The 19,031-nt window shown below is 73.2% G+C and carries 17 protein-coding genes; 10 read left to right on the top strand and 7 right to left on the bottom strand.

The features are described 5' to 3' along the window. Positions 1–24: 24 nt before the first annotated feature. Positions 25–285 carry a hypothetical protein gene (locus ABT299_RS07670; RefSeq protein WP_194737249.1) on the bottom strand — a complete coding sequence of 87 codons (261 nt, stop codon included), beginning with the start codon at positions 283–285 and terminating at the stop codon, positions 25–27. Next, positions 276–1,139 (bottom strand): mycothiol conjugate amidase Mca, encoded by an 864-nt coding sequence (gene mca / locus ABT299_RS07665; RefSeq protein WP_190861725.1) that lies wholly within the window; start codon positions 1,137–1,139, stop codon positions 276–278. The genes ABT299_RS07670 and mca overlap by 10 nt, the downstream gene beginning before the upstream one ends. Positions 1,140–1,328: 189 nt before the next feature. Between mca and ABT299_RS07660 the strand changes: the two genes are divergently transcribed. Together ABT299_RS07660 and greA are read left to right on the top strand one after the other, a co-directional pair. After that, complete coding sequence (locus tag ABT299_RS07660) at positions 1,329–1,712, top strand: DUF4307 domain-containing protein (protein ID WP_190861653.1); 384 nt, start codon at positions 1,329–1,331, stop codon at positions 1,710–1,712. A gap of 200 nt (positions 1,713–1,912) precedes the next feature. Next, entirely contained in the window at positions 1,913–2,410 is a 498-nt protein-coding gene (greA, locus tag ABT299_RS07655; RefSeq protein ID WP_151598654.1) for a transcription elongation factor GreA, read from the top strand. 71 nt (positions 2,411–2,481) lie between these two features. Here the strand turns inward: greA and ABT299_RS07650 are convergent, their stop codons facing one another. Beyond that, a complete protein-coding gene (locus ABT299_RS07650) occupies positions 2,482–2,991 on the bottom strand; it encodes an Lrp/AsnC family transcriptional regulator (RefSeq protein WP_347256897.1) in 510 nt (169 codons plus the stop codon). A 133-nt stretch (positions 2,992–3,124) separates the two neighbouring features. On the opposite strand from ABT299_RS07650, the gene hppD reads away from it, so the two are divergent. The 5 genes from hppD to ABT299_RS07625 all read left to right on the top strand — a co-directional run bounded on the left by hppD (position 3,125) and on the right by ABT299_RS07625 (position 9,635). After that, complete coding sequence (hppD, locus tag ABT299_RS07645) at positions 3,125–4,252, top strand: 4-hydroxyphenylpyruvate dioxygenase (RefSeq protein ID WP_500250130.1); 1,128 nt, start codon at positions 3,125–3,127, stop codon at positions 4,250–4,252. 102 nt (positions 4,253–4,354) lie between these two features. Continuing rightward, complete coding sequence (locus tag ABT299_RS07640) at positions 4,355–5,281, top strand: RDD family protein (protein WP_500250129.1); 927 nt, start codon at positions 4,355–4,357, stop codon at positions 5,279–5,281. 103 nt (positions 5,282–5,384) lie between these two features. Continuing rightward, complete coding sequence (locus tag ABT299_RS07635) at positions 5,385–6,161, top strand: RDD family protein (protein ID WP_500250128.1); 777 nt, start codon at positions 5,385–5,387, stop codon at positions 6,159–6,161. 55 nt (positions 6,162–6,216) lie between these two features. After that, positions 6,217–7,902: a M1 family metallopeptidase gene (locus ABT299_RS07630; protein ID WP_190861723.1), complete on the top strand. Its 1,686-nt coding sequence runs from the start codon at positions 6,217–6,219 to the stop codon at positions 7,900–7,902. Between the two features lie 305 nt (positions 7,903–8,207). Beyond that, entirely contained in the window at positions 8,208–9,635 is a 1,428-nt protein-coding gene (locus ABT299_RS07625; protein WP_190861643.1) for a M1 family metallopeptidase, read from the top strand. Positions 9,636–9,865: 230 nt separating this feature from the next. Here ABT299_RS07625 and ilvA read toward each other — a convergent pair whose 3' ends face one another. The 3 genes from ilvA to ABT299_RS07610 are packed head-to-tail and all read right to left on the bottom strand — an operon-like array spanning position 9,866 to position 13,271. After that, entirely contained in the window at positions 9,866–11,092 is a 1,227-nt protein-coding gene (gene ilvA, locus ABT299_RS07620; RefSeq protein WP_500191533.1) for a threonine ammonia-lyase, read from the bottom strand. Between the two features lie 35 nt (positions 11,093–11,127). Then, the gene (locus ABT299_RS07615) at positions 11,128–12,111 is read right to left on the bottom strand and encodes an ROK family protein (protein WP_500250127.1); all 984 of its coding nucleotides are present in this window, start codon (positions 12,109–12,111) and stop codon (positions 11,128–11,130) included. Next, complete coding sequence (locus ABT299_RS07610; RefSeq protein WP_190861637.1) at positions 12,111–13,271, bottom strand: FIST signal transduction protein; 1,161 nt, start codon at positions 13,269–13,271, stop codon at positions 12,111–12,113. The genes ABT299_RS07615 and ABT299_RS07610 overlap by 1 nt, the downstream gene beginning before the upstream one ends. A gap of 179 nt (positions 13,272–13,450) precedes the next feature. Here ABT299_RS07610 and ABT299_RS07605 point away from each other — a divergent pair, with 179 nt between their 5' ends. From ABT299_RS07605 to ABT299_RS07595, 3 genes are read left to right on the top strand one after another with little or no spacing between them, the layout of a single operon-like run. Further along, positions 13,451–14,872 carry a sigma 54-interacting transcriptional regulator gene (locus tag ABT299_RS07605; protein WP_190861635.1) on the top strand — a complete coding sequence of 474 codons (1,422 nt, stop codon included), beginning with the start codon at positions 13,451–13,453 and terminating at the stop codon, positions 14,870–14,872. A gap of 37 nt (positions 14,873–14,909) precedes the next feature. Continuing rightward, positions 14,910–16,991: a vWA domain-containing protein gene (locus ABT299_RS07600; protein ID WP_500250126.1), complete on the top strand. Its 2,082-nt coding sequence runs from the start codon at positions 14,910–14,912 to the stop codon at positions 16,989–16,991. 26 nt (positions 16,992–17,017) lie between these two features. Then, on the top strand, positions 17,018–17,572 hold the full coding sequence (locus tag ABT299_RS07595) for a DUF2269 family protein (protein ID WP_190861631.1): 555 nt from the start codon (positions 17,018–17,020) through the stop codon (positions 17,570–17,572). A gap of 28 nt (positions 17,573–17,600) precedes the next feature. On the opposite strand, the gene ABT299_RS07590 is transcribed toward ABT299_RS07595, so the two are convergent. Beyond that, a complete protein-coding gene (locus ABT299_RS07590; protein WP_500250125.1) occupies positions 17,601–18,770 on the bottom strand; it encodes an alpha/beta hydrolase in 1,170 nt (389 codons plus the stop codon). Positions 18,771–19,031: the final 261 nt, after the last annotated feature.

The raw sequence follows: 19,031 nt of genomic DNA, 5'->3' as shown, positions 1-19,031 counted from the left end.
GGGGATGCCCTGCCGGCGCGCCGGCTAGGCGGTGCCGGCGGACTCGTCGCCCGCCGCGCGGTCGGCGGCCGCGGCGGCCTTGGCGGCCTGCGCCCGCTCCCATTCCTGCTGCTTGAGATCGGCCTCCCGGGGCGCCTGGATCTTCCTCATCTGCTTGTTCATCGAGCGGACGAGGAACACCAGCGCGATCAGCAGCGCCAGGAACACCCCGAAGCCGAGGAAGCCGGGGCTGACCGTGTCGTTGTTGAGCGGAATGGCGTGGGCGAGCGGAAGCACTACAGACACACCTTCTCCCGGATGCCGGCGAACAGGTCGCCCTCCGGCAACTCGGTGTCGACCAGGGACCTGGCCAAATGGTAGTCCTCGGTCGGCCATGCCTCGCGCTGGACGTCCAGCGGGACGCGGAACCAGAACCCGTTGGGGTCGATCTGGGTCGCGTGCGCCAGCAGCGCGCGGTCACGGGTCTCGAAGTGGTCGGCGCACGGGACCCGGGTCGTGACGTCCCACATCGCGCGCTTCTCCTTCTCCTCCTCGAAGCGCTCGATCCACTCGTGGTACGGCGACTCCAGGCCCGCCTTCTCCATCGCGGTGTGCAGCGCGAGGATGCGGTCCTTGCTGAAGGTCATGTGGTAGTAGAGCTTCAGCGGCTGCCACGGGTCGCCCGCGCCGGGGTAGCGCTCCGGGTCGCCGGCCGCCTCGAACGCCTCCACCGACACCTCGTGGCACTTCACGTGGTCGGGGTGCGGGTAGCCGCCCTTCTCGTCGTACGTCAGCATGACGTGCGGGCGGAACTCCCGGACGGCGCGCACCAGCGGCTCGCTGGCGGTCTCGAGCGGCTCCAGCGCGAAGCAGCCCTCGGGCAGCGGCGGCAGCGGGTCCCCCTCGGGGAAGCCGGAGTCGACGAAGCCGAGCCAGCGCTGCCGGACGCCGAGGATCTCGCGGGCCCGCGCCATCTCGGCCTCGCGCACCTTGCCGATGTCGGCCTTGACCTCCGGACGGTCCATCGCCGGGTTCAGGATGTCGCCGCGCTCACCGCCGGTGCAGGTGACGACCATGACCTCCACGCCCTCGGCGACGTACCGGGCCATCGTGGCCGCGCCCTTGCTGGACTCGTCGTCGGGGTGGGCGTGCACCGCCATCAGGCGCAGCGGTTCGGCGCCCCCGTCCGGCCCGGCGCACGTCGTATCGTCGATGACCTCGGACACCTGGGGATCTCCCTCTCAGCGAGCGGTTCTGACCGTGAAGGCGGACCCCGGTTCGGAGCACCCGCGCCTACAGACGAGAATTGTCCCTGACAACGTCCGCACCCCGCACGGAGATTCCCCGCGATGACGACGAGCGTGCCGGCGCCCGAGGCGCCCGCCGAGCCCAAGCGCGGCCGGCTCGGCCTGGTGATCATCGGGATCGTGTGCGCGGTCGCGGCGGGCGGCTTCGGGTTCATCGCCGCGCACGTGGGGCAGACTCCCGGCATCGACGCGCAGCTGATCACCTACGACGCGGGCCCGGCCTCCATCGAGGTGAACTTCTCCGTCGCCAAGCCGAAGGGGGACGTGGTGCACTGCACGCTGCAGGCCTTCGACGAGAACATGGCCGTGATCGCCAAGAGGGACGTCACGATCCCGGCCGGGACGTCGAAGGCGGGCATGTCGGAGACGCTGCCGACGCCGGGCAAGGCGACCAGCGCCCAGGTGCAGGGCTGCCGCAAGGCGTGACGCCGGGTCCGGGCGGCGAACGCCCGGATCGTCCGGTCGGCGGGTGAAACCCGATTGGCCGGTTGCACACGCCGAGTTCAGGGAACCTTTACCCGCACACACCGGATAGGCTAGAGGTTTCACCCGGCCGCACTTCATGTCGATGTGGCGCCCGCCCGGAAGGGCCGGCGAGGATCGCAACATGTGGATGAGGAGTACCCGTGACCGAGACCCGCGCTGACAACGTCACCTGGCTGACCCAGGAGGCGTACGACCGGCTCAAGGCTGAGCTGGACCACCTGTCGGGCCCGGGCCGCATCGAGATCGCTCAGAAGATCGAGGCGGCGCGGGAGGAAGGCGACCTGCGCGAGAACGGCGGCTACCACGCGGCCAAGGAGGAGCAGGGCAAGATCGAGGGCCGGATCCTCCAGCTCCAGGGCATCCTGGAGAACGCGCGCGTGGGCGAGGCGCCGCGCACCGAGGGCGTCGTCGGCCCCGGCATGACCGTCACGGTCACCTTCGAGGGCGACGACGAGGAGGTCACGTTCCTGCTGGCCTCCCGCGAGGAGGTCGGCGCGCCCATCGACGTCTACTCCCCGAAGTCGCCGCTCGGCGCGGCGATCAACGGCAAGAAGGTCGGCGACAAGGCCACCTACGCGCTGCCGAACGGCCGCAGCATGACCGTCGAGATCCTCGACGCGACCCCCTACGGCGGCTGACCCCCGCCGCGATCGCCGCTCCCCGAGCGGCGTCACCGGCCGGGAGTGCGCTTCACGGTCCGCCGTCCCGCTCAGCGGGGCGGCGGACCGTCGTTTTGCCCGGACCCGCCCGTCCGGCCCGACGCCTCCCGGACGAGGGGCAGCGTGCGGTAGGGGATCTGGGTGGCGAGGGAGATCACCGAGGACGCGCGCTCGACGCCCGCGACGTCCACGAGCACGTCGATGACGCGCTGCAGGTCGGTGTTGCTGCGCGCGACGATGCGGCAGAGCATGTCGCCGGGGCCGGTGATCGTGTGCGCCTCGATCACCTCCGGGACCTGGGCGAGGCGGCGCGCGACGGGGTCGTGGCCGCCGGCCTGCCGCAGCTGCAGCGTCACGAACGCGGTGACGCCGTAGCCGAGCGCCGCCGGGTCGATCTCGGGGCCGAACCCGGCGATGACGCCGTCGCGCGACAGCCGGTCCAGCCGGGCCTGGACGGTCCCGCGGGCGACACCGAGGCGGCGGGACGCCTCCAGCACGCCGACGCGGGGCTCGGCGGCGAACATCTCGATCAGCCGTCCGTCCAGCTCGTCGATGGGCACGGCGCCCTCCCCTGCTGTGGTCCTGGTCACGCTGTACAGAGCGACCGGTCGTTTCCGCTGATTACTGTACAGATTGTGCAGTGATTTCGGCGACTCTTGCGCACCTTGTAGGCGTACGCCGAGATTGGTGGGCATGGATGAGTTTCCGGTCAAGGGCATGGACGCCGTCGTGTTCGCCGTGGGCAACGCCAAGCAGGCGGCCCACTACTACTCGACCGCCTTCGGGATGCGCCGGGTCGCCTACCGCGGCCCGGAGAACGGCAGCCCGGACGAGGCGGTGCACGTGCTGGAGTCGGGCGGCGCCCGGTTCGTGTTCCGCGGCCCGGTGAAGGCGGGCACCGCGATCGGCCGGCACATCGCCGAGCACGGGGACGGGGTCGTCGACCTGGCGATCGAGGTGCCGGACGTCGAGCACGCCTACCGGCACGCGCTCGCCAAGGGCGCCACGGGCCTGGAGGAGCCGCACGTCCTGGAGGACGAGCACGGCAAGGTGACGATCGCGGCGATCGCCACCTACGGCGAGACGCGGCACTCGCTGGTCGACCGCTCCAACTACAGCGGCCCGTACCTGCCGGGCTTCGAGGCCGCCGCCCCGATCGTCGAGCCGCCGGAGAAGCGGTCCTCGGGGGGTGCGGGGGGTCGCTCCCCCGGGCGATACTTCCAGGCGATCGACCACTGCGTCGGCAACGTCGAGCGCATGGACGAGTGGGCCGAGTTCTACCACCGCGTCATGGGCTTCACCGACATGGCCGAGTTCGTCGGCGACGACATCGCGACCGAGTACTCGGCGCTGATGTCGAAGGTCGTCGCGGACGGCACCCGGAAGGTGAAGTTCCCGCTGAACGAGCCGGCGGAGAGCAGGCGCAAGTCGCAGATCGACGAGTACCTGGAGTTCTACGGCGGGCCGGGCGTGCAGCACATCGCGCTGGCCACCAACGACATCCTGGCGTCGGTGGACCGGATGCGCGCGGCCGGCGTGGAGTTCCTCGACAGCCCCGACTCCTACTACGAGGACGCGGAGCTGCGCGAGCGCATCGGCCAGGTGCGGGTGCCGATCGAGGAGCTGCAGAAGCGCCGCATCCTGGTCGACCGGGACGAGGACGGCTACCTGCTGCAGATCTTCACCAAGCCGGTGCAGGACCGTCCGACGGTGTTCTTCGAGCTGATCGAGCGGCACGGGTCGCTCGGCTTCGGCAAGGGCAACTTCAAGGCGCTGTTCGAGGCGATCGAGCGCGAGCAGGAGCGCCGCGGCAACCTGTGACACCGCCGCCGTGCGGCCCTGGCCGGCCCGGAACGAGGGTGTCCGGGGCCGGTCAGGAGCCCGGCGGGCGGACGAGGGCGCGGACCGGCACACTGTGGCGCTATGACCGAACCGCCGCAGAACGCCGAGCCGCCCGAGCCTTCCGGAGCGGCACCGCGCCCGGAGGCGCCCGAGCCGGGCTGGGCCTCCCCGGGCGCGCCGTCCGCGCAGGAGCGGCCGGACGTCCCCGCCCCGGCGGAACCGGCCGACGACCGGCCGCCGCCGTACCAGGGCATGTACGGCGCGCCTCCCGGGCGCCCGCAGCCGGCCTTCACGCCCCCGGCCGGGTACCCGGCGCCCGAATCCGGCCAGGCCGGATATGGCCAGGGGCCGGGCGCTCCGCAGGCGCCGTACGGGCCCGGTCAGCCGCCCTACGGCCAGGCTCCCCACCCGCAAGCCCCGTACGGGCCGGGCCCCGGCTACGGCCCGCCGTCCCTCGCGCCCGTCGACCCGAACGCGCCCGCGAGCCGCGGGCTGCGGTTCGCCGCGGGGCTCATCGACAGGTTCATCGTCGGCCTCTTCAACGTGCCGGTCGTGCTGTTCGCCATCCGCTGGGACCGGTTGCGGGAGGTCGCCGACACCGGGCAGAGCCTCGACAACCCGCTGGACGCCTACGACCTCCCGCGCCTGGCGGTCGGCTATGCCGTCGCGATGCTCCTGGGCGTCGCCTACTACACGGTCCAGCACGCCGTATGGGGAAAGACGATCGGGAAGCGCGCGGTCGGGATCCGCGTCGTGCGGGCGGACGACCGCACGGCCGCGGGCTGGGGGCAGATCATCGCGCGGCAGGGGTTCGTCTTCCTGACCGACGCCATCACCACGGCGCTGACCCTCCTGGTCCCGTTCGGGGGCCTGTTCGGGTTCGTCGCGCTGCTCGACAACGCGTGGATCCTGTGGGACCGCGACCGGCGGGCCGTCCACGACAAGGTGGCGGGGACGGTGGTGGTGCGAGCGCCGGCGTGGGCGCCGGACCCGTACGCCCGTACATGATCCCCGGCCCGGCGGCAACCCTTGATCATCACGGCGGTAACGTTCCGGTGTCCGCCGACGTCGGCGAGGTTTGGACGGACGCGGCGCGGCGAACCTCTCAGGCATGACGCAACCGCCCAATGACCCTCGGTCCGGGGACCAGCCGGAGGACCGGCCGCACGGGCAGCAACCGCAGGGGCAACCGGAACAGCCGGGCCCGTACACCGGTCCGCCGTACGGCGGCCAGCCCGGCTACGGCCAGCAGCAGCCGGGCTACGGCCAGCCCGGCTACGGCGAGCAGCAGCCCTACGGCGGGCAACCCGGATACGGGCAGCCGGGGTACGGGCAGGAGCAGCCCTACCCGGGTCAGGGCGACCCCTACGGCGGGCTCCCCCGCTACCAGGGCGGCCCGGGCGAGTACGCCGACCCGTCCGCCGGGCTGGCGAGCCGGTGGGCCCGCCTCGGCGCGGCCATCATCGACGGCATCATCGTCGGGATCGTCGTCGGGCTGATCTCGCTGCCGTTCGTGGACTGGGACCACGTGATCCACAACAACGGCACCATGTACGACGGCGCCCGGGTCGGCACCAACGCGGTCAGCGTCGTGCTGGGCTTCCTCTACTTCTGGCTGATGACGGCCAGGTGGGGCCAGACGCTCGGCAAGATGCTGCTGAAGATCCGGGTCGTCCGGCAGGACGACGGGCTGGCGGTCACGACCGGGCAGGCGGCGGGCCGGTCCGCCTTCTACACCGTCCTCGGCGGCATCTGCGGCTGCATCGGGCTCATCGACGTGCTGTGGATCCTGTGGGACCCGCGCAAGCAGGCGCTGCACGACAAGGTCGCGCGGACCGTCGTCATCAAGGCCGGCGCGCACCTCCCCGACCCGTACGTGCGCCGCTGACGGCTTTCGGAGTTGCCGGGCACGCCCCGGCACGGGCAGGCTGGGCGGCGTGCATATGGCCGGATACTCCCCCAGCCCCCGCCCTCGCCGCCGCGGCCGCGGCGCCGCCCCGCGCGGCGCCCTGCTCCGCGGCACCGTGCTCGGCGGCACCGTACTTCGCGGCACCGCGCTTCGGGGCACCGTGCTGCGCGGCGGCGCGTTCCGCGGGACCGCCGGGCTGGCCGCGCTCGCCGTCGCGGGCTCGCTGACCGCCGCCTGCGAGGTCTCCATCGGCGACCGCGGGTCGGGGTCCGGGCCGTCCTCGGCCGCCGCCGCGGGCCCGGCCGGGCCGACGACCGCCGGCGACCCGTACGTCCCGGGCGACGGGAACGGCGGCTACGACGTCCAGAACTACAGCCTGAAGCTGAACATCACGCCGGACGCGTCCACCGAGCTGAACGCGACGGCGACGATCACCGCGACGGCCAAGGAGACGCTCGGCCGCTTCAACCTGGACCTGACCGGCCTCACCATCTCCTCCATCACCGTGGACGGCAGGCCCGCGCGGCAGCAGCGGGCGGGCAGCGAGCTGGAGGTGACGCCGGCCAAGGAGCTGGCGAAGGGCGCGAAGTTCACCACCGTGGTGAAGTACGCGGGGACGCCGCGCACCATCTCCGACCCGATCCTCGGCACCTACGGGTGGGTCCGCACGTCCGACGGGGTCTTCATCGCCTGCGAGCCGAGCGGCGCGCACACCTGGTTCCCCGCCAACGACCATCCGAGCGACAAGGCCACGTTCGACTTCGAGGTCACGGTGCCGCAGGGGCTCACGGCGATCGCCAACGGCGAGCCCACGACGCCGGTGACCGGGTCGGACGGCGGCGGCACGCCCGGCCTCCCCGGTGCGCCCGGCGGCGGCTCGGGCGGCGGGGAGTCGCCCGGCGGCGGGTCGCCGAACGGCGGCCCGTCGGTCGTCCCGGCCGCCGACCGCCGCGCCACGACCACCACGACCTGGCACGTCAAGCAGCCGATGGCGACGTACCTGGCGACCGTGGACGTCGGCCGCTTCTCGGTCCGGACGAGCAAGACCTCCGGCGGCATCCCGGTCATCACCGCGGTGGACCCGAGCGTCCCCGGCGTGAACGTGGACGCGTTCGCCAAGCTGAACGCCGAGGTCATCGACCAGTGGTCGAAGCTGTTCGGCCCGTACCCGTTCGACTCCACCGGCGGCCTGATCGACAACGCGCAGGTCGACTTCGCGCTGGAGACCCAGACGCGCCCCGTGTACGGGGCGTTCGGCCTCCAGCCGACGGTCGTCGCGCACGAGCTGTCGCACCAGTGGTTCGGCGACAGCGTCAGCGTCGGCCGCTGGCAGGACATCTGGCTGAACGAGGGCTTCGCGACGTACGCGGAGTGGCTGTGGGGCGAGAAGTCCGGCGGGCCGAGCGTCCAGGACCAGTTCGACCAGCGGTACCGGGAGGGCTCGGCCGGCGAGCTGTGGGACGTGCCGCCGGGCAACCCGGGCCGCCGCCAGATGTTCGGCCGCTCGGTGTACGACCGGGGCGGCATGACGCTGGTCGCGCTGCGCGGCCGGATCGGCGAGCCGGCCTTCTACAGGCTGCTCCAGACGTGGACCAAGGAGCACAAGTACTCGACCGGGACGACGAAGGAGTTCATCGCGCTGGCGAACAAGGTGTCCGGCAAGAGCCTGGACGCCTTCTTCGACGCCTGGCTGTACCGCAAGGGCCGCCCCGCGAAGTGACAAGGGACGGCAACGGTCTCGGAAAGCGCGGCCGTTTCCCGCACCGGGCGGGCCGCCCGTACGGCACCATCCAGCAGTGAACGGACCTTCCGGACCGTCCGCCGTCCGCGCGGACGGCCCCCGGGTCGGCTCGCCGGAGCGGTGGGCGGCGGCGCCTTGTCCACAGCCCGTACCGCCGCCCCGTTCCGGTTCCGCAGCGAAATCCGTCCCGGATCAACGAATTCGAGATGGAAACGCGCTTGAACACCGCGGTGGCAACGGAAATCCTTGATCCACTTGTGTCGTCTCACCTGAGGACGAGATCGATGAGCAGAACCCCCAGAGCTCTTGCCGCCGTGGCGCTCGGCGCCGCGGCGGGCCTCATGGTGTCGGCGGCGGCCCCCGCCGACGCCGACGCCGTGCGGTTCACCCCGGGCGCGCCCGGGGCCGGCGACCCCTACTTCCCGGACATGGGCAACGGCGGCTTCGACGTCTCCCACTACGACATCGCCCTGCGCTACGACCCGAAGACCAAGGCGATCCAGGCCGTCACCACCGTCACCGCGCGCGCCACGCAGGACCTGTCCCGGTTCGACCTGGACTTCCAGGGCCCGCTGAAGATCTCGTCGCTGACCGTGGACGGCCGCCCGGCGTCCTACACCCGGTCCGGCGCCCAGGAACTGGTGATCACGCCGCGCAAGGGGCTGCGCGAGCACCGCCGGTTCCAGGTCCGCGCCGTCTACTCCGGCGTCCCGCAGACGATCAACGACCCGGCGCTGGGCGTGTCCGGGTGGGTCCCGACGGCCGACGGCGGGATCATGCTGAACCAGCCGATCGGCGCCGCCACCGTCTACCCGGTGAACGACCACCCGACCGACAAGGCGACGTACTCGTTCGCGCTCACCGCGCCGAAGGACCTCACCACGCTGGCCAACGGCGACCTGACCGGCACGCGCACCGCCGGGGGGCTCACCACCACCCGCTGGGAGATGCGCAGCCCGATGGCCAGCGAGCTGGCCATGGTCGCGTTCGGCAAGTACGACGTGGTCAACGGGCGCACGAAGGGCGGCGTCCCGAACCTGACCGCGACGGACCGCGCGATGGCGATCTCGGCGGCGGACGCGAAGAAGTTCAACCAGCAGACGGCCGAGGTCGTGGACTTCGAGTCCGGGCTGTACGGCCGCTACCCCTACAGCTCCACCGGCGGCATCACGGTGAAGGCCGGGGTCGGCTACGCGCTGGAGACCCAGGGCCGCCCAGTGTACGACCTGGGCCGCCACCCGGGCGCGATCCCGTCCGGCGACCTCCTCGCGCACGAGCTCGGCCACCAGTGGTTCGGTGACGCGGTGTCGCCGCGGCGCTGGGCCGACATCTGGCTGAACGAGGGCTTCGCCACGTACTCGGAGTGGCTGTACAACGCGGCGCACGGCGGCAAGACCGTCCAGCAGGCCTTCGACGCCGACTACGCGACCCCGGCGACCGACGACCTCTGGAAGGGCAAGGTCGCCGACCCGGGCCGCGACCACATCTTCGACGGCCTGGTGTACGACCGCGGCGCGATGGCGATCCACGTGCTGCGCCAGACCATCGGCGACAAGGCGTTCTTCAAGCTGCTGAAGGCGTGGCCGGCCCGCTACCGCTACGGCAACGCCTCGACGAAGGACTTCGTCGCGTTCGCCCAGCAGGTCGCGCACAAGGACCTCGGCGGCTGGGCCGCCAAGTGGCTCTACTCCGAGGGCAAGCCCGCCCTCTGACCGACGCTGCGGAGGGCGCGGCCCGCCCGCCCCCTCCGCAGCGAGCAGGTTCTCCTCCCCAGCCGCCGACGACCCCGGCCGTCGCGATCGCGAGCGAAGCCGGATTCGAGCGAAGCGAGAATCCGATCGCGCAGCGAGCCCCCAGGGCGAGTCGGAGCGATGCAGCGATCGCACGCATTGCCCGCCGAAGGGAGGGGCCCCCAGGGCCCGACCGCCAAGGGCAATGCGAATCAACTCAGCGTGAGGGTGTAGCCCTTGGCGCGGAGGCGGCCGATGACGTCCTCGGAGTGGTCGGCGCCGCGGGTCTCCAGGTGCATCAGCACCTCCGCCTCCTCGACGTGCAGCCGCGCCGCGACCCGCTCGTGCATCACGTCCAGCACGTTGACGCCCATCTCGGCCAGCTCGCTCAGCAGCGTGACGAGCGCGCCCGGGCGGTCCTTCAGGCGGCACCGGACGACCAGGTACCGGCCCGCGCCCGCCAGGCCGTGCCGCAGCACCTTCGACAGCAGCAGCGGGTCGATGTTGCCGCCCGACAGCAGCACGACGACCGGCGGCTTCACCGCGTACGAGTGCTCCAGCAGCGCCGCGACCCCGGCCGCGCCCGCGGGCTCGACGACCTGCTTGGCGCGTTCGAGGCAGAGCAGCAGCGCCTGCGAGATCGACTCCTCGGTCACCGTGACGACGGCGTCGACGAGCTCGCTGACCAGCCCGTAGGTGATGTCGCCCGGCCGCCCGACGGCGATACCGTCCGCCATGGTCGGCTGCAGCTCGACGCGGACGGGCAGGCCCGCCGCGAGCGACGGCGGGAACGCGGCGGCGCGCTTGGCCTGCGCCCCGATCACCTTGACGCCGGAGTCGCGGCCGAGCTCCTTCGCTGCGCCCTTCACCGCCGCCGCGACGCCGGACATCAGCCCGCCTCCGCCGACCGCGCCGACGACGGTCGCGACGTCCGGGCACTGCTCGAGGATCTCCAGCCCGATCGTCGCCTGCCCGGCGACCACGTCCAGGTGGTCGAACGGGTGGATGAAGACCGCGCCGGTCTCCTCGGCGTACTTCTCCGCCGCGACGAGGCAGTCGTCGACGGTCGGGCCGGGGAACCGCACCTGCGCGCCGTACCCCTTGGTCGCCGCGATCTTCGGCAGCGGCGCGCCGACCGGCATGAACACCGTCGACCGGCAGCCCAGCATGGACGCGGCGAGCGCGACGCCCTGCGCGTGGTTCCCGGCGCTGGCGGCGACGACCCCGCGGGCCCGCTCGTCCTCGGTCAGCCGGGCGATCCGCACGTACGCGCCGCGGATCTTGAAGGAGCCGGTGCGCTGCAGGTTCTCGCACTTCAGCAGCACCGGACCGCCGATGAGCTCCGACAGCACCCGGGAGGAGATCAGCGGGGTGGGCACCGCCACGTCGCGGAGGAGGTCCCGCGCGGCGCGTACTTCGTCGATGAAGACGGCACTCATCCCCCGATCCTCCCACGGGCCGCACGGGGCGCCGGTCAGTCGGCCGCGTTCCAGTAGCGGTCCTGCGCGAAGATCAGCGCGGCGGCGCCGATCAGCCCGGCGGTCTGCCCGAGCGCCGCCGGGACGATCTGCGTCTTGCGCGCGAACTCCATCCGGGCGTGCGCCCGGAACGCCTCCTCCACCGGGTCGAACAGCAGAGCGCCCGCCTGCGACACACCGCCGCCGATCGCGACGACGTCCAGGTCGCACAGGTGGGTCGCCGACGCGAGCGCGACGCCGATGGCGTGGCCCGCGCGGCGCATCGCGGCGACCGCGACCGGATGGCCGCGGCGCGCGTCGGACGCCAGCTCGACGCCCGTGACGTCCTGCCCGCCGGGCCGCCAGCCCTCGCCGCGCGCCCACGCGACCAGCCCGGGGCCGCGGGCGATCGCCTCCAGGCAGCCGTGGCCGCCGCACTCGCACGGCGGGCCGGACGGCTCGACGACCACGTGCCCGATATGCCCGGCGTTGCCGCTCGCGCCGTCCACGAGCCGCCCGCCGAGGATCAGGCCGCCGCCGACGCCGGTGGACACCACCATCCCGAGCAGGTTGCTGCGGCCGCGCCCCGCGCCGCGCCAGTGCTCGCCGATCGCGACGCAGACGGCGTCGTTGTGGACGCGGACGGGCAGCCCCGGATACCGGCCGCGGAGCCGCGCGCGCAGCGGGAACCCCCGCCAGGCGGGGATGTTCAGCGGCGACACCTCGGCGGCCGGCCACGTCATCGGGCCGCCGCAGCCGCAGCCGACGCCCGCGAGCACCGGGGAGCCCGCGTCGGCGTGCACCTTGTCGAGCAGGCCCTGGAGCGTCCGCCACAGGCCCTCGGCGTCCAGCCCCTCCCCGTTGGGGGTGGCGACACGGTCGTAGGCGACGACGCGCCCGCCCTGCTCGACGACCGCCGCGGCCAGCTTCGTCCCGCCGATGTCCACCGCCAGGACCGGTGCGGCCGGACCCGAACCCGAGGCCGGATCCGCAGCCGCCATCACCGGTCCCCCGCCCGGCCGAACGCCAGGATCGACGCGGTGAACCCGTGCACGTGGTTGCGCCCGGCGACCGGGCCGATCTCGCCGGCGGCGAAGAACCCGCCGACCCCGGCCGGCCCGAACGCCCGGTCGAGCACCTTGGCGTCGTGGTCGGAGTCGGGGAACATCGCCTGCCCCCGGCCGTTGCAGGAGATCAGCAGCGCGCCCTCGACCGGCGCGAGGTCGAACCGCTCCAGCAGCGCGGTCAGCTCCTCCTCCGCCGCGCCCGCGTCGCGGACCTGGAACCGGACGGTCCGCCCCACGTCCACCACGTCGCCGATCGCGATCGCGCCGCTGTCGGTGTCGGCGCCGACCACCCCGCGGACGAGGAAGTCGCCGCGCTCGTGCTCGTCGGCGTACTCGTCCATCGCGACGCCGATCAGCAGGCCGCGGCCGGCCAGCTCCTGCTCGTCCTCGGGCAGCTCCAGGACGATCTGCTCCAGCTTCTCCAGCGCCGGCACGCCCGCCAGCTCGTACAGCACGTTCTCGTCGGCCTTCGTCACCACCATGTCCGGGCCGATCGGCCGGGCGCCCTGGCTGACGACGGTCGCGGCGGTGACGGCGCCGCCGATGACCACGCCGACCGCGCCGTCCTCGTACACGTCGCCGTCCACGAACAGCCGCGCCTCGCCGTGCTCGCCCGCCTCCGCGAGGCCGCCGACGAGCGCGAGGCCGGGCAGCGCGTCGTCGGACCGCTCGACGAACGCGTCCACCGGGAAGCTGTAGGGGTCGGCCAGCAGCAGCCCCACCACGTCGTCGTCCTGCCCCTCCGGCATGCCGACCACGATCAGCTTGTCCTCCGCCTTCAGCGTCTCCAGCCGGAACGCCTCCAGCCGCGCGCCGGGCAGCACCGCCGCCCACGCGCTGACCGCGCCCGCGTCCTCCACGCCCCGGCCCCCGCCGATCACTCCGGACGCGCTGCAGCCGATCACCAGCGCGGGCGACGCGGACAGCGCCGCGCGCCGCGCCGCGGCCGCGATCTCCTCCGGGTCGTCCCCGGAGATGAAGACGCAGACCAGGTCGGGCGCCGCGGACAGCGGCGCGAGCGCCTGCTCGACCGCGGACACGGCGGCACTGGACAGATCGGGGCCGAGGGCCAGGCCGTCACCGAATCGCGCCATCGGCGCCGCCTCCCTCACTCCGTTCACCGGGTCGCATCACATCTCCCAGTCTCCCCCGCCGGACGCATCTGACCCAACATCCCGGTCCCGCCAAGGCCGCGGCGCGCCCGGACGCGGGGGACGAGGAATCCGCGGCGCACAGGTGCGATCGCGCGCGTCGGCGACGTAGTGTCGATCGCGTGCGTTCATCCACACCACGCGAGACCACACTGGGCGAGCTGCGCACCAGCGGCCACGTCCAGCGAACGGTGAAGGCCGAGATCCGCCACAACCTGCTCGCCCGGCTGAGATCCGGCGAGCCGCGCTTCCCCGGCATCCTCGGCTTCGACGACACCGTCCTCCCCCATCTCGAGCGCGCCCTGCTCGCCGGCCACGACCTCGTGCTGCTCGGCGAGCGCGGGCAGGGCAAGACGCGGCTGATCCGCACCCTGGGCGGGCTGCTGGACGAGTGGACCCCGGTGGTGGCCGGCTGCGAGATCAACGACCATCCCTACGACCCGGTGTGCGTGCGCTGCCGCCGGCTCGCCGCCGAGCTCGGCGACGAGCTGCCGGTCGAGTGGCGGCACCGCGACGACCGCTACGGCGAGAAGCTCGCCACCCCCGACACCAGCGTCGGCGACCTCATCGGCGACGTCGACCCCATCAAGGTGGCCGAGGGCCGCACCCTCGGCGACCCGGAGACCGTGCACTTCGGCCTCGTCCCGCGCACCAACCGCGGGATCTTCTCCATCAACGAGCTGCCCGACCTGGCCGAGCGGATCCAGGTGGCGCTGCTGAACGTGCTGGAGGAGCGGGACGTGCAGATCCGCGGCTACGCGCTGCGGCTGCCGCTGGACGTGCTGCTCGTCGCGTCCGCCAACCCGGAGGACTACACCAACCGCGGCCGGATCATCACCCCGCTGAAGGACCGCTTCGGCGCGGAGATCCGCACCCACTACCCCCTCGAGCTGGACGCCGAGCTGGCGCTGATCCGGCAGGAGTCCGACTTCGCGGACCTGGCGGGGCTGCCCGCCGAGGTGCCCGACCACCTGATCGAGGTCATCGCCCGGTTCACCCGGCTCGTCCGGGAGTCGACGGCGGTGGACGCGCGGTCGGGCGTGTCGGCGCGGTTCGCGCTGGCGGGCGCGGAGACCGTCGCGGCGGGCGCGGTGCGGCGCGCGGCGCTGGCCGGCGAGGAGCGCGCCGTCGCGCGCGTGTGCGACCTGCCGGCGGTGGTGCCGTCGCTGATGGGCAAGGTGGAGTTCGAGGTCAGCGAGGAGGGCCGCGAGCAGGAGGTGCTCGAGCACCTGCTGCGCCGCGCGATCGCCGAGACCTACCGGCGGACGCTCGGCCCCGCCGACCTGTCCGGGCTGCTGGACAAGTTCGACTCCGGCGACACCGTCGAGTCGGGCGAGCTGGTGTCCTCCACCGAGCTGCTGCGCAGGATCGGGCAGGTGCCCGGCCTCGCCAAGATCATGGAACGGCTCGGCATGTCGGGGGACTCCCCCGAGCAGGCCGCGGCCGCGCTGGAGTTCGCCCTGGAAGGGCTGTTCCTGACCCGGCGGCTGTCCAAGGACGTTCAGGGCGGCCGGGCCGACGGGACGGCGACGTACCGGACCTGATCGCGGGTCCTGGAGGCGCCATGTCCGAGGAGGTTCGATGAGCCGGTACAGGTACGGCGCGTACGAGGACGGGCCCGACCCGCTGGCGCCGCCCTACGACGTCCGCGACGCGCTGGACGCGATGGGCGACTCGGTGCTGGACGGCACCCGTCCCGACGACGCGCTGCGGGAGCTGCTGCGCCGCGGGCTGCCGAACGCGCAGGGCCGCCGCGGCCTCGACGACCTGCTCCGCGAGGTGCGGGAGCGGCGGCGCGCGCTGCGCGAGCGGGGCCGTCTCGACGGCACGCTGGAGGAGGCGCGGGCGCTGCTCGACACCGCGATCGGGCAGGAGCGGGCCGAGCTGTTCCCCGACCCGTCCGACGACGCGCGGCTGCGGGAGGCGGAGCTGGACACGCTGCCGTCCGACACGTCGCAGGCGATCCGGCGGCTGTCGGACTACCAGTGGCGGTCCGACGCGGCGCGGCAAACGTTCGAGCAGCTGAAGGACCTGCTGCGGCGGGAGGTGCTGGACGCGCAGTTCCAGGGCATGAAGCAGGCCCTGGAGAACCAGGACCCGGCGGCGATGCAGCGCGTCAAGGACATGATGGCGTCGCTGAACGGGATGCTGGAGAAGGACGCGCGGGGCGAGCACACCCAGGCCGACTTCGACCGGTTCATGGACGAGTACGGGGACATGTTCCCCGAGCGTCCGGAGAACCTGGAGGAGCTGGTCGACCAGCTCGCCCGCCGCGCCGCCGCGATGGACCGGCTGCTCGCCTCGCTCAGCCCGGAGCAGCGCGCCGAGCTGGCGGGGCTGATGGAGCAGGCCATGCAGGACGCGGGCCTCGCGATGGAGATGACCCGGCTCGGTGACGCGCTGCGCGCGCGCAGGCCCGACCTCGGCTGGGGCCAGCCGGAGCAGATGGACGGCGAGAACCCGCTCGGGATGGGCGACGCGACGACCGCGCTGGCGGAGCTCGCGGACCTGTCGGAGCTGGAGGCGGCGCTCGGCCAGGACTACCCCGGCGCGCGGCTCGACGACATCGACGAGGACGCCGTCCGGCGGGCGCTCGGCCGGCAGGCCGTCGACGACCTCGACGCGCTGCGCCGCCTGGAGAAGGAGCTGGAGAAGCAGGGCTACCTGCGGCGCAACCGCGGGAAGCTGGAGCTGACGCCGAAGGCGGTGCGGCGGCTCGGCGAGACGGCGCTGCGCCGGGTGTTCTCGCAGCTGACGTCGGGCCGGCAGGGCGACCACGACCAGCGCGACGCCGGCCAGGCGGGCGAGCTGACCGGGTCCAGCCGGGAGTGGCGGTTCGGAGACGAGCAGCCCCTCGACGTCGTCCGGACGGTGAGCAACGCGATCCGCCGCAGCGCGATGGAGGGCCCGGTGCCCGACGTGGCGGCCGGACTCGTCGCGGCCCCGGCGGCGTCCCTGGAGTCCCTCGCCGCGGCCGAGGTGCTGGAGCCGGTGGGCGCCGACGCGGTGGACCGGCGCGGTCCGGCGCGTCCGGCGCGGGTGCGGCTCGGCGTCGACGACTTCGAGGTGCACGAGACCGAGCGGCGCACGGGCGCGGCGGTCTGCCTGCTGGTGGACCTGTCGTACTCGATGGTGCTGCGCGGGACGTGGGCGGCGGCCAAGCAGACGACGCTCGCCCTGCACACCCTCGTCACCAGCAAGTTCCCGCAGGACGCGATCCAGATCATCGGGTTCTCCAACTACGCGCGGACGCTGCACCCCGAGGAGATGGCCGGGCTCGACTGGGACATGGTGCAGGGCACGAACCTGCACCACGCGCTGATGATCGCGGGCCGGCACCTGGACCGGCATCCCGACTTCGAGCCGATCGTCCTCGTCGTCACCGACGGGGAGCCGACCGCGCACCTGCGCCCGGACGGCCGCTCGCTGTTCGACTACCCGCCGTCCACGGACACGCTGGTGCTCACCCTGGCCGAGGTCGACAAGATGACCCGGCGCGGCGCCACCATGAACTTCTTCATGCTGGCCGACGACCGGCGGCTGGTGTCGTTCGTGGAGGAGGTCGCGCGCCGCAACGGCGGCCGGGTGTTCGCGCCGGACGCCGACCGGCTCGGCGAGTACGTCGTCAGCGACTACCTGAGGGTCCGCAGGGGCCGCCGCTAGGGCGCGGTCGGCGCTAGGGTCGGCACATGTCGACCTCCGACCGCATCCTGCTCATCCTGCACATCGGGTTCGCGATCTTCACGCTGGGCCCGCTGACCGCCGCGACGATGTCCACGCCGCGCTACATCCGCAACCGGAACGCCACCGTGGTGCGGTACCTGAACCGCACCACCCAGATCTACGGCGTCGGCACGCTGCTGATCTTCCTGTTCGGGCTGTGGCTGGCCGAGGGCCACTTCGCGCAGGCGTGGCTGTCGGTGTCGATGACGCTGTTCATCGTCGCGCTGGTGCTGCTGCTGATCGTGGAGCGGGACCAGCGGAAGGCCGCGAAGCTGCTGGACGAGGCGGGCCCGGCGGCCGCCTCGGCTCCGGCCGCCGCGGCGGCCGCGCCCCAGGCCGAGGCGGAGGCCGCCGCCGAGGCCGAGGACGGCGCCGCGAAGACCACCGGGGAGACGCCGGTGGCGGCGAAGCCCGCGGCCGGCGAGGTCGCCCAGGTGGAGCGCGGCCGGATCGCCGCCATCTCCGGCGTCATCGCGCTGATCTGGCTGGTGATCCTCGTCCTGATGGTCTGGAACGCCTGACGTCCCGCCGGGGCGCGCCCCTTCGGGGTCAGGGGCGCGCCTGCGTGTGCGCCTTGATCCAGCGCAGGATCTCCGGCGTGATGCCGTCCACGTTCAGCATGTCCGAGGCGTGCATGACGCCGTCGACCGTCTGCACCTTCACCTGCACGCCCGCGGCGCGCAGCGCGCTCGCCAGGCCCTGGCTCTGCGTCACCGGCACGAAGTCGCCGGTGGCGTGCAGCAGCAGCATCGGCGCGTCGCCGGCGGAGGCGTGCGTGGTGCTGTCGGCGTCCTCGACGCGCTTCCAGCAGTCCGCGGCCTCCAGGGTGGCCTCCGGCGAGCCGGGCGCGCAGTGGACGAGGTCCACGACGGCCTGGCGCAGCTTGCGCTGGCGGGACGAGGCCTCGGTCGCCGCGCCGTCCTTGTAGGCCAGGAACGGGTTGTTCGGCGGCGACAGCGCCACGACGCCGCGGACGAGGTCCGTGCCGGTCCCGTGGGTGCCGATCTGCGTCGCGAGCTGCCCGCCGGACGACGAGCCGAGCACCACGATGCGGTCGGGGTCGAGGTTCCAGGTGCGGGCGTGCTTCTTCATGAACCGGAGGGCGCCGAGGGCGTCGTCGCGCTGCGCGGGCCACTGCGCCTTCGGCGCGAGCCGGTAGTTCGCCGACAGGACGACGTAGCCGGCGTCGCTCAGCCTCCGCGCGAAGTACTTCCAGCTGTCCTTGCTGCCGCCCATCCAGTAGCCGCCGTGGATGATCAGCACGCCGGGCCGGGTAGCGCTCCGGGCGCCGCCCGCGGCGTTGCGCCTGGCGTCGCCGCGGGTCTTGGCCCGCTGCGCCGGGGTCGGCTGCCAGTAGGCGTCGACGCGCTGGCTCGCGGACGGCCCGTAGTTGTACGTCGCGGACCGCGGGAGCTTGGGGGTGACCATGACGGCCTTGGCGCGGACGACGCCGTCGGTGCCGCCGCCGGCGGCCTCCGGCTCCCCGTCCGGGGACTGCGTCGACGGCGTCCCGGACGGCGACTCGCTTCCCGGCGCGCCGCTTCCGGGAGCACCGGTGGGCGCGTCGGACCCCGGAGCGCCCGTGGGGACGTCCGACGGGGCCGACACCGAAGGCGTCGGGCTCGGCCCGGGAGTGGTGGCCTGGGCGGCCATCGGTACGGCTACGGCGGAGACACACGTCGCGGCGAACGCCGCCCCACTGACCAGTACTTTGCGCACCCCGGGCCCCTTCGTGAACGAACCTGGCGGGCTGAGTATAGATGTTTGATCACGTTACTTGCGGGAAGCATGCCGGGTTCACCACTTTCCGCCCCACTGCCGCCGACCCCAGCGCAGGTCACGGGCAGGCACGCGGAGCGAGCGCAGCGACCCGGCGGTCTGAGCCTCAGCCACAGACCACGGGCAGGCACGCGGAGCGAGCGCCAGCGAGCGCAGCGGGCATGCCCGGCGACGGGCGGGGGGGTTAGAACAGGGGCGCGC

Origin of the sequence: Spirillospora sp. NPDC000708, from assembly GCF_040299565.1 — a bacterium.
GTDB lineage: Bacteria > Actinomycetota > Actinomycetes > Streptosporangiales > Streptosporangiaceae > Spirillospora.
This window is presented reverse-complemented; position numbering and strand designations above follow the sequence as displayed.

What these genes read in the sequence shown, in the direction of transcription:
- mca (WP_190861725.1), bottom strand. Translation starts at nt 1,139, where the DNA reads ATGGCGGTGCACGCCCACCCCGACGACGAGTCCAGCAAGGGCGCGGCC.
- ABT299_RS07660 (WP_190861653.1), top strand. Translation starts at nt 1,329, where the DNA reads ATGACGACGAGCGTGCCGGCGCCCGAGGCGCCCGCCGAGCCCAAGCGC.
- hppD (WP_500250130.1), top strand. Translation starts at nt 3,125, where the DNA reads ATGGATGAGTTTCCGGTCAAGGGCATGGACGCCGTCGTGTTCGCCGTG.
- ABT299_RS07640 (WP_500250129.1), top strand. Translation starts at nt 4,355, where the DNA reads ATGACCGAACCGCCGCAGAACGCCGAGCCGCCCGAGCCTTCCGGAGCG.
- ABT299_RS07635 (WP_500250128.1), top strand. Translation starts at nt 5,385, where the DNA reads ATGACGCAACCGCCCAATGACCCTCGGTCCGGGGACCAGCCGGAGGAC.
- ABT299_RS07630 (WP_190861723.1), top strand. Translation starts at nt 6,217, where the DNA reads ATGGCCGGATACTCCCCCAGCCCCCGCCCTCGCCGCCGCGGCCGCGGC.
- ABT299_RS07625 (WP_190861643.1), top strand. Translation starts at nt 8,208, where the DNA reads ATGAGCAGAACCCCCAGAGCTCTTGCCGCCGTGGCGCTCGGCGCCGCG.
- ilvA (WP_500191533.1), bottom strand. Translation starts at nt 11,092, where the DNA reads ATGAGTGCCGTCTTCATCGACGAAGTACGCGCCGCGCGGGACCTCCTC.
- ABT299_RS07615 (WP_500250127.1), bottom strand. Translation starts at nt 12,111, where the DNA reads ATGGCGGCTGCGGATCCGGCCTCGGGTTCGGGTCCGGCCGCACCGGTC.
- ABT299_RS07610 (WP_190861637.1), bottom strand. Translation starts at nt 13,271, where the DNA reads ATGGCGCGATTCGGTGACGGCCTGGCCCTCGGCCCCGATCTGTCCAGT.
- ABT299_RS07600 (WP_500250126.1), top strand. Translation starts at nt 14,910, where the DNA reads ATGAGCCGGTACAGGTACGGCGCGTACGAGGACGGGCCCGACCCGCTG.
- ABT299_RS07595 (WP_190861631.1), top strand. Translation starts at nt 17,018, where the DNA reads ATGTCGACCTCCGACCGCATCCTGCTCATCCTGCACATCGGGTTCGCG.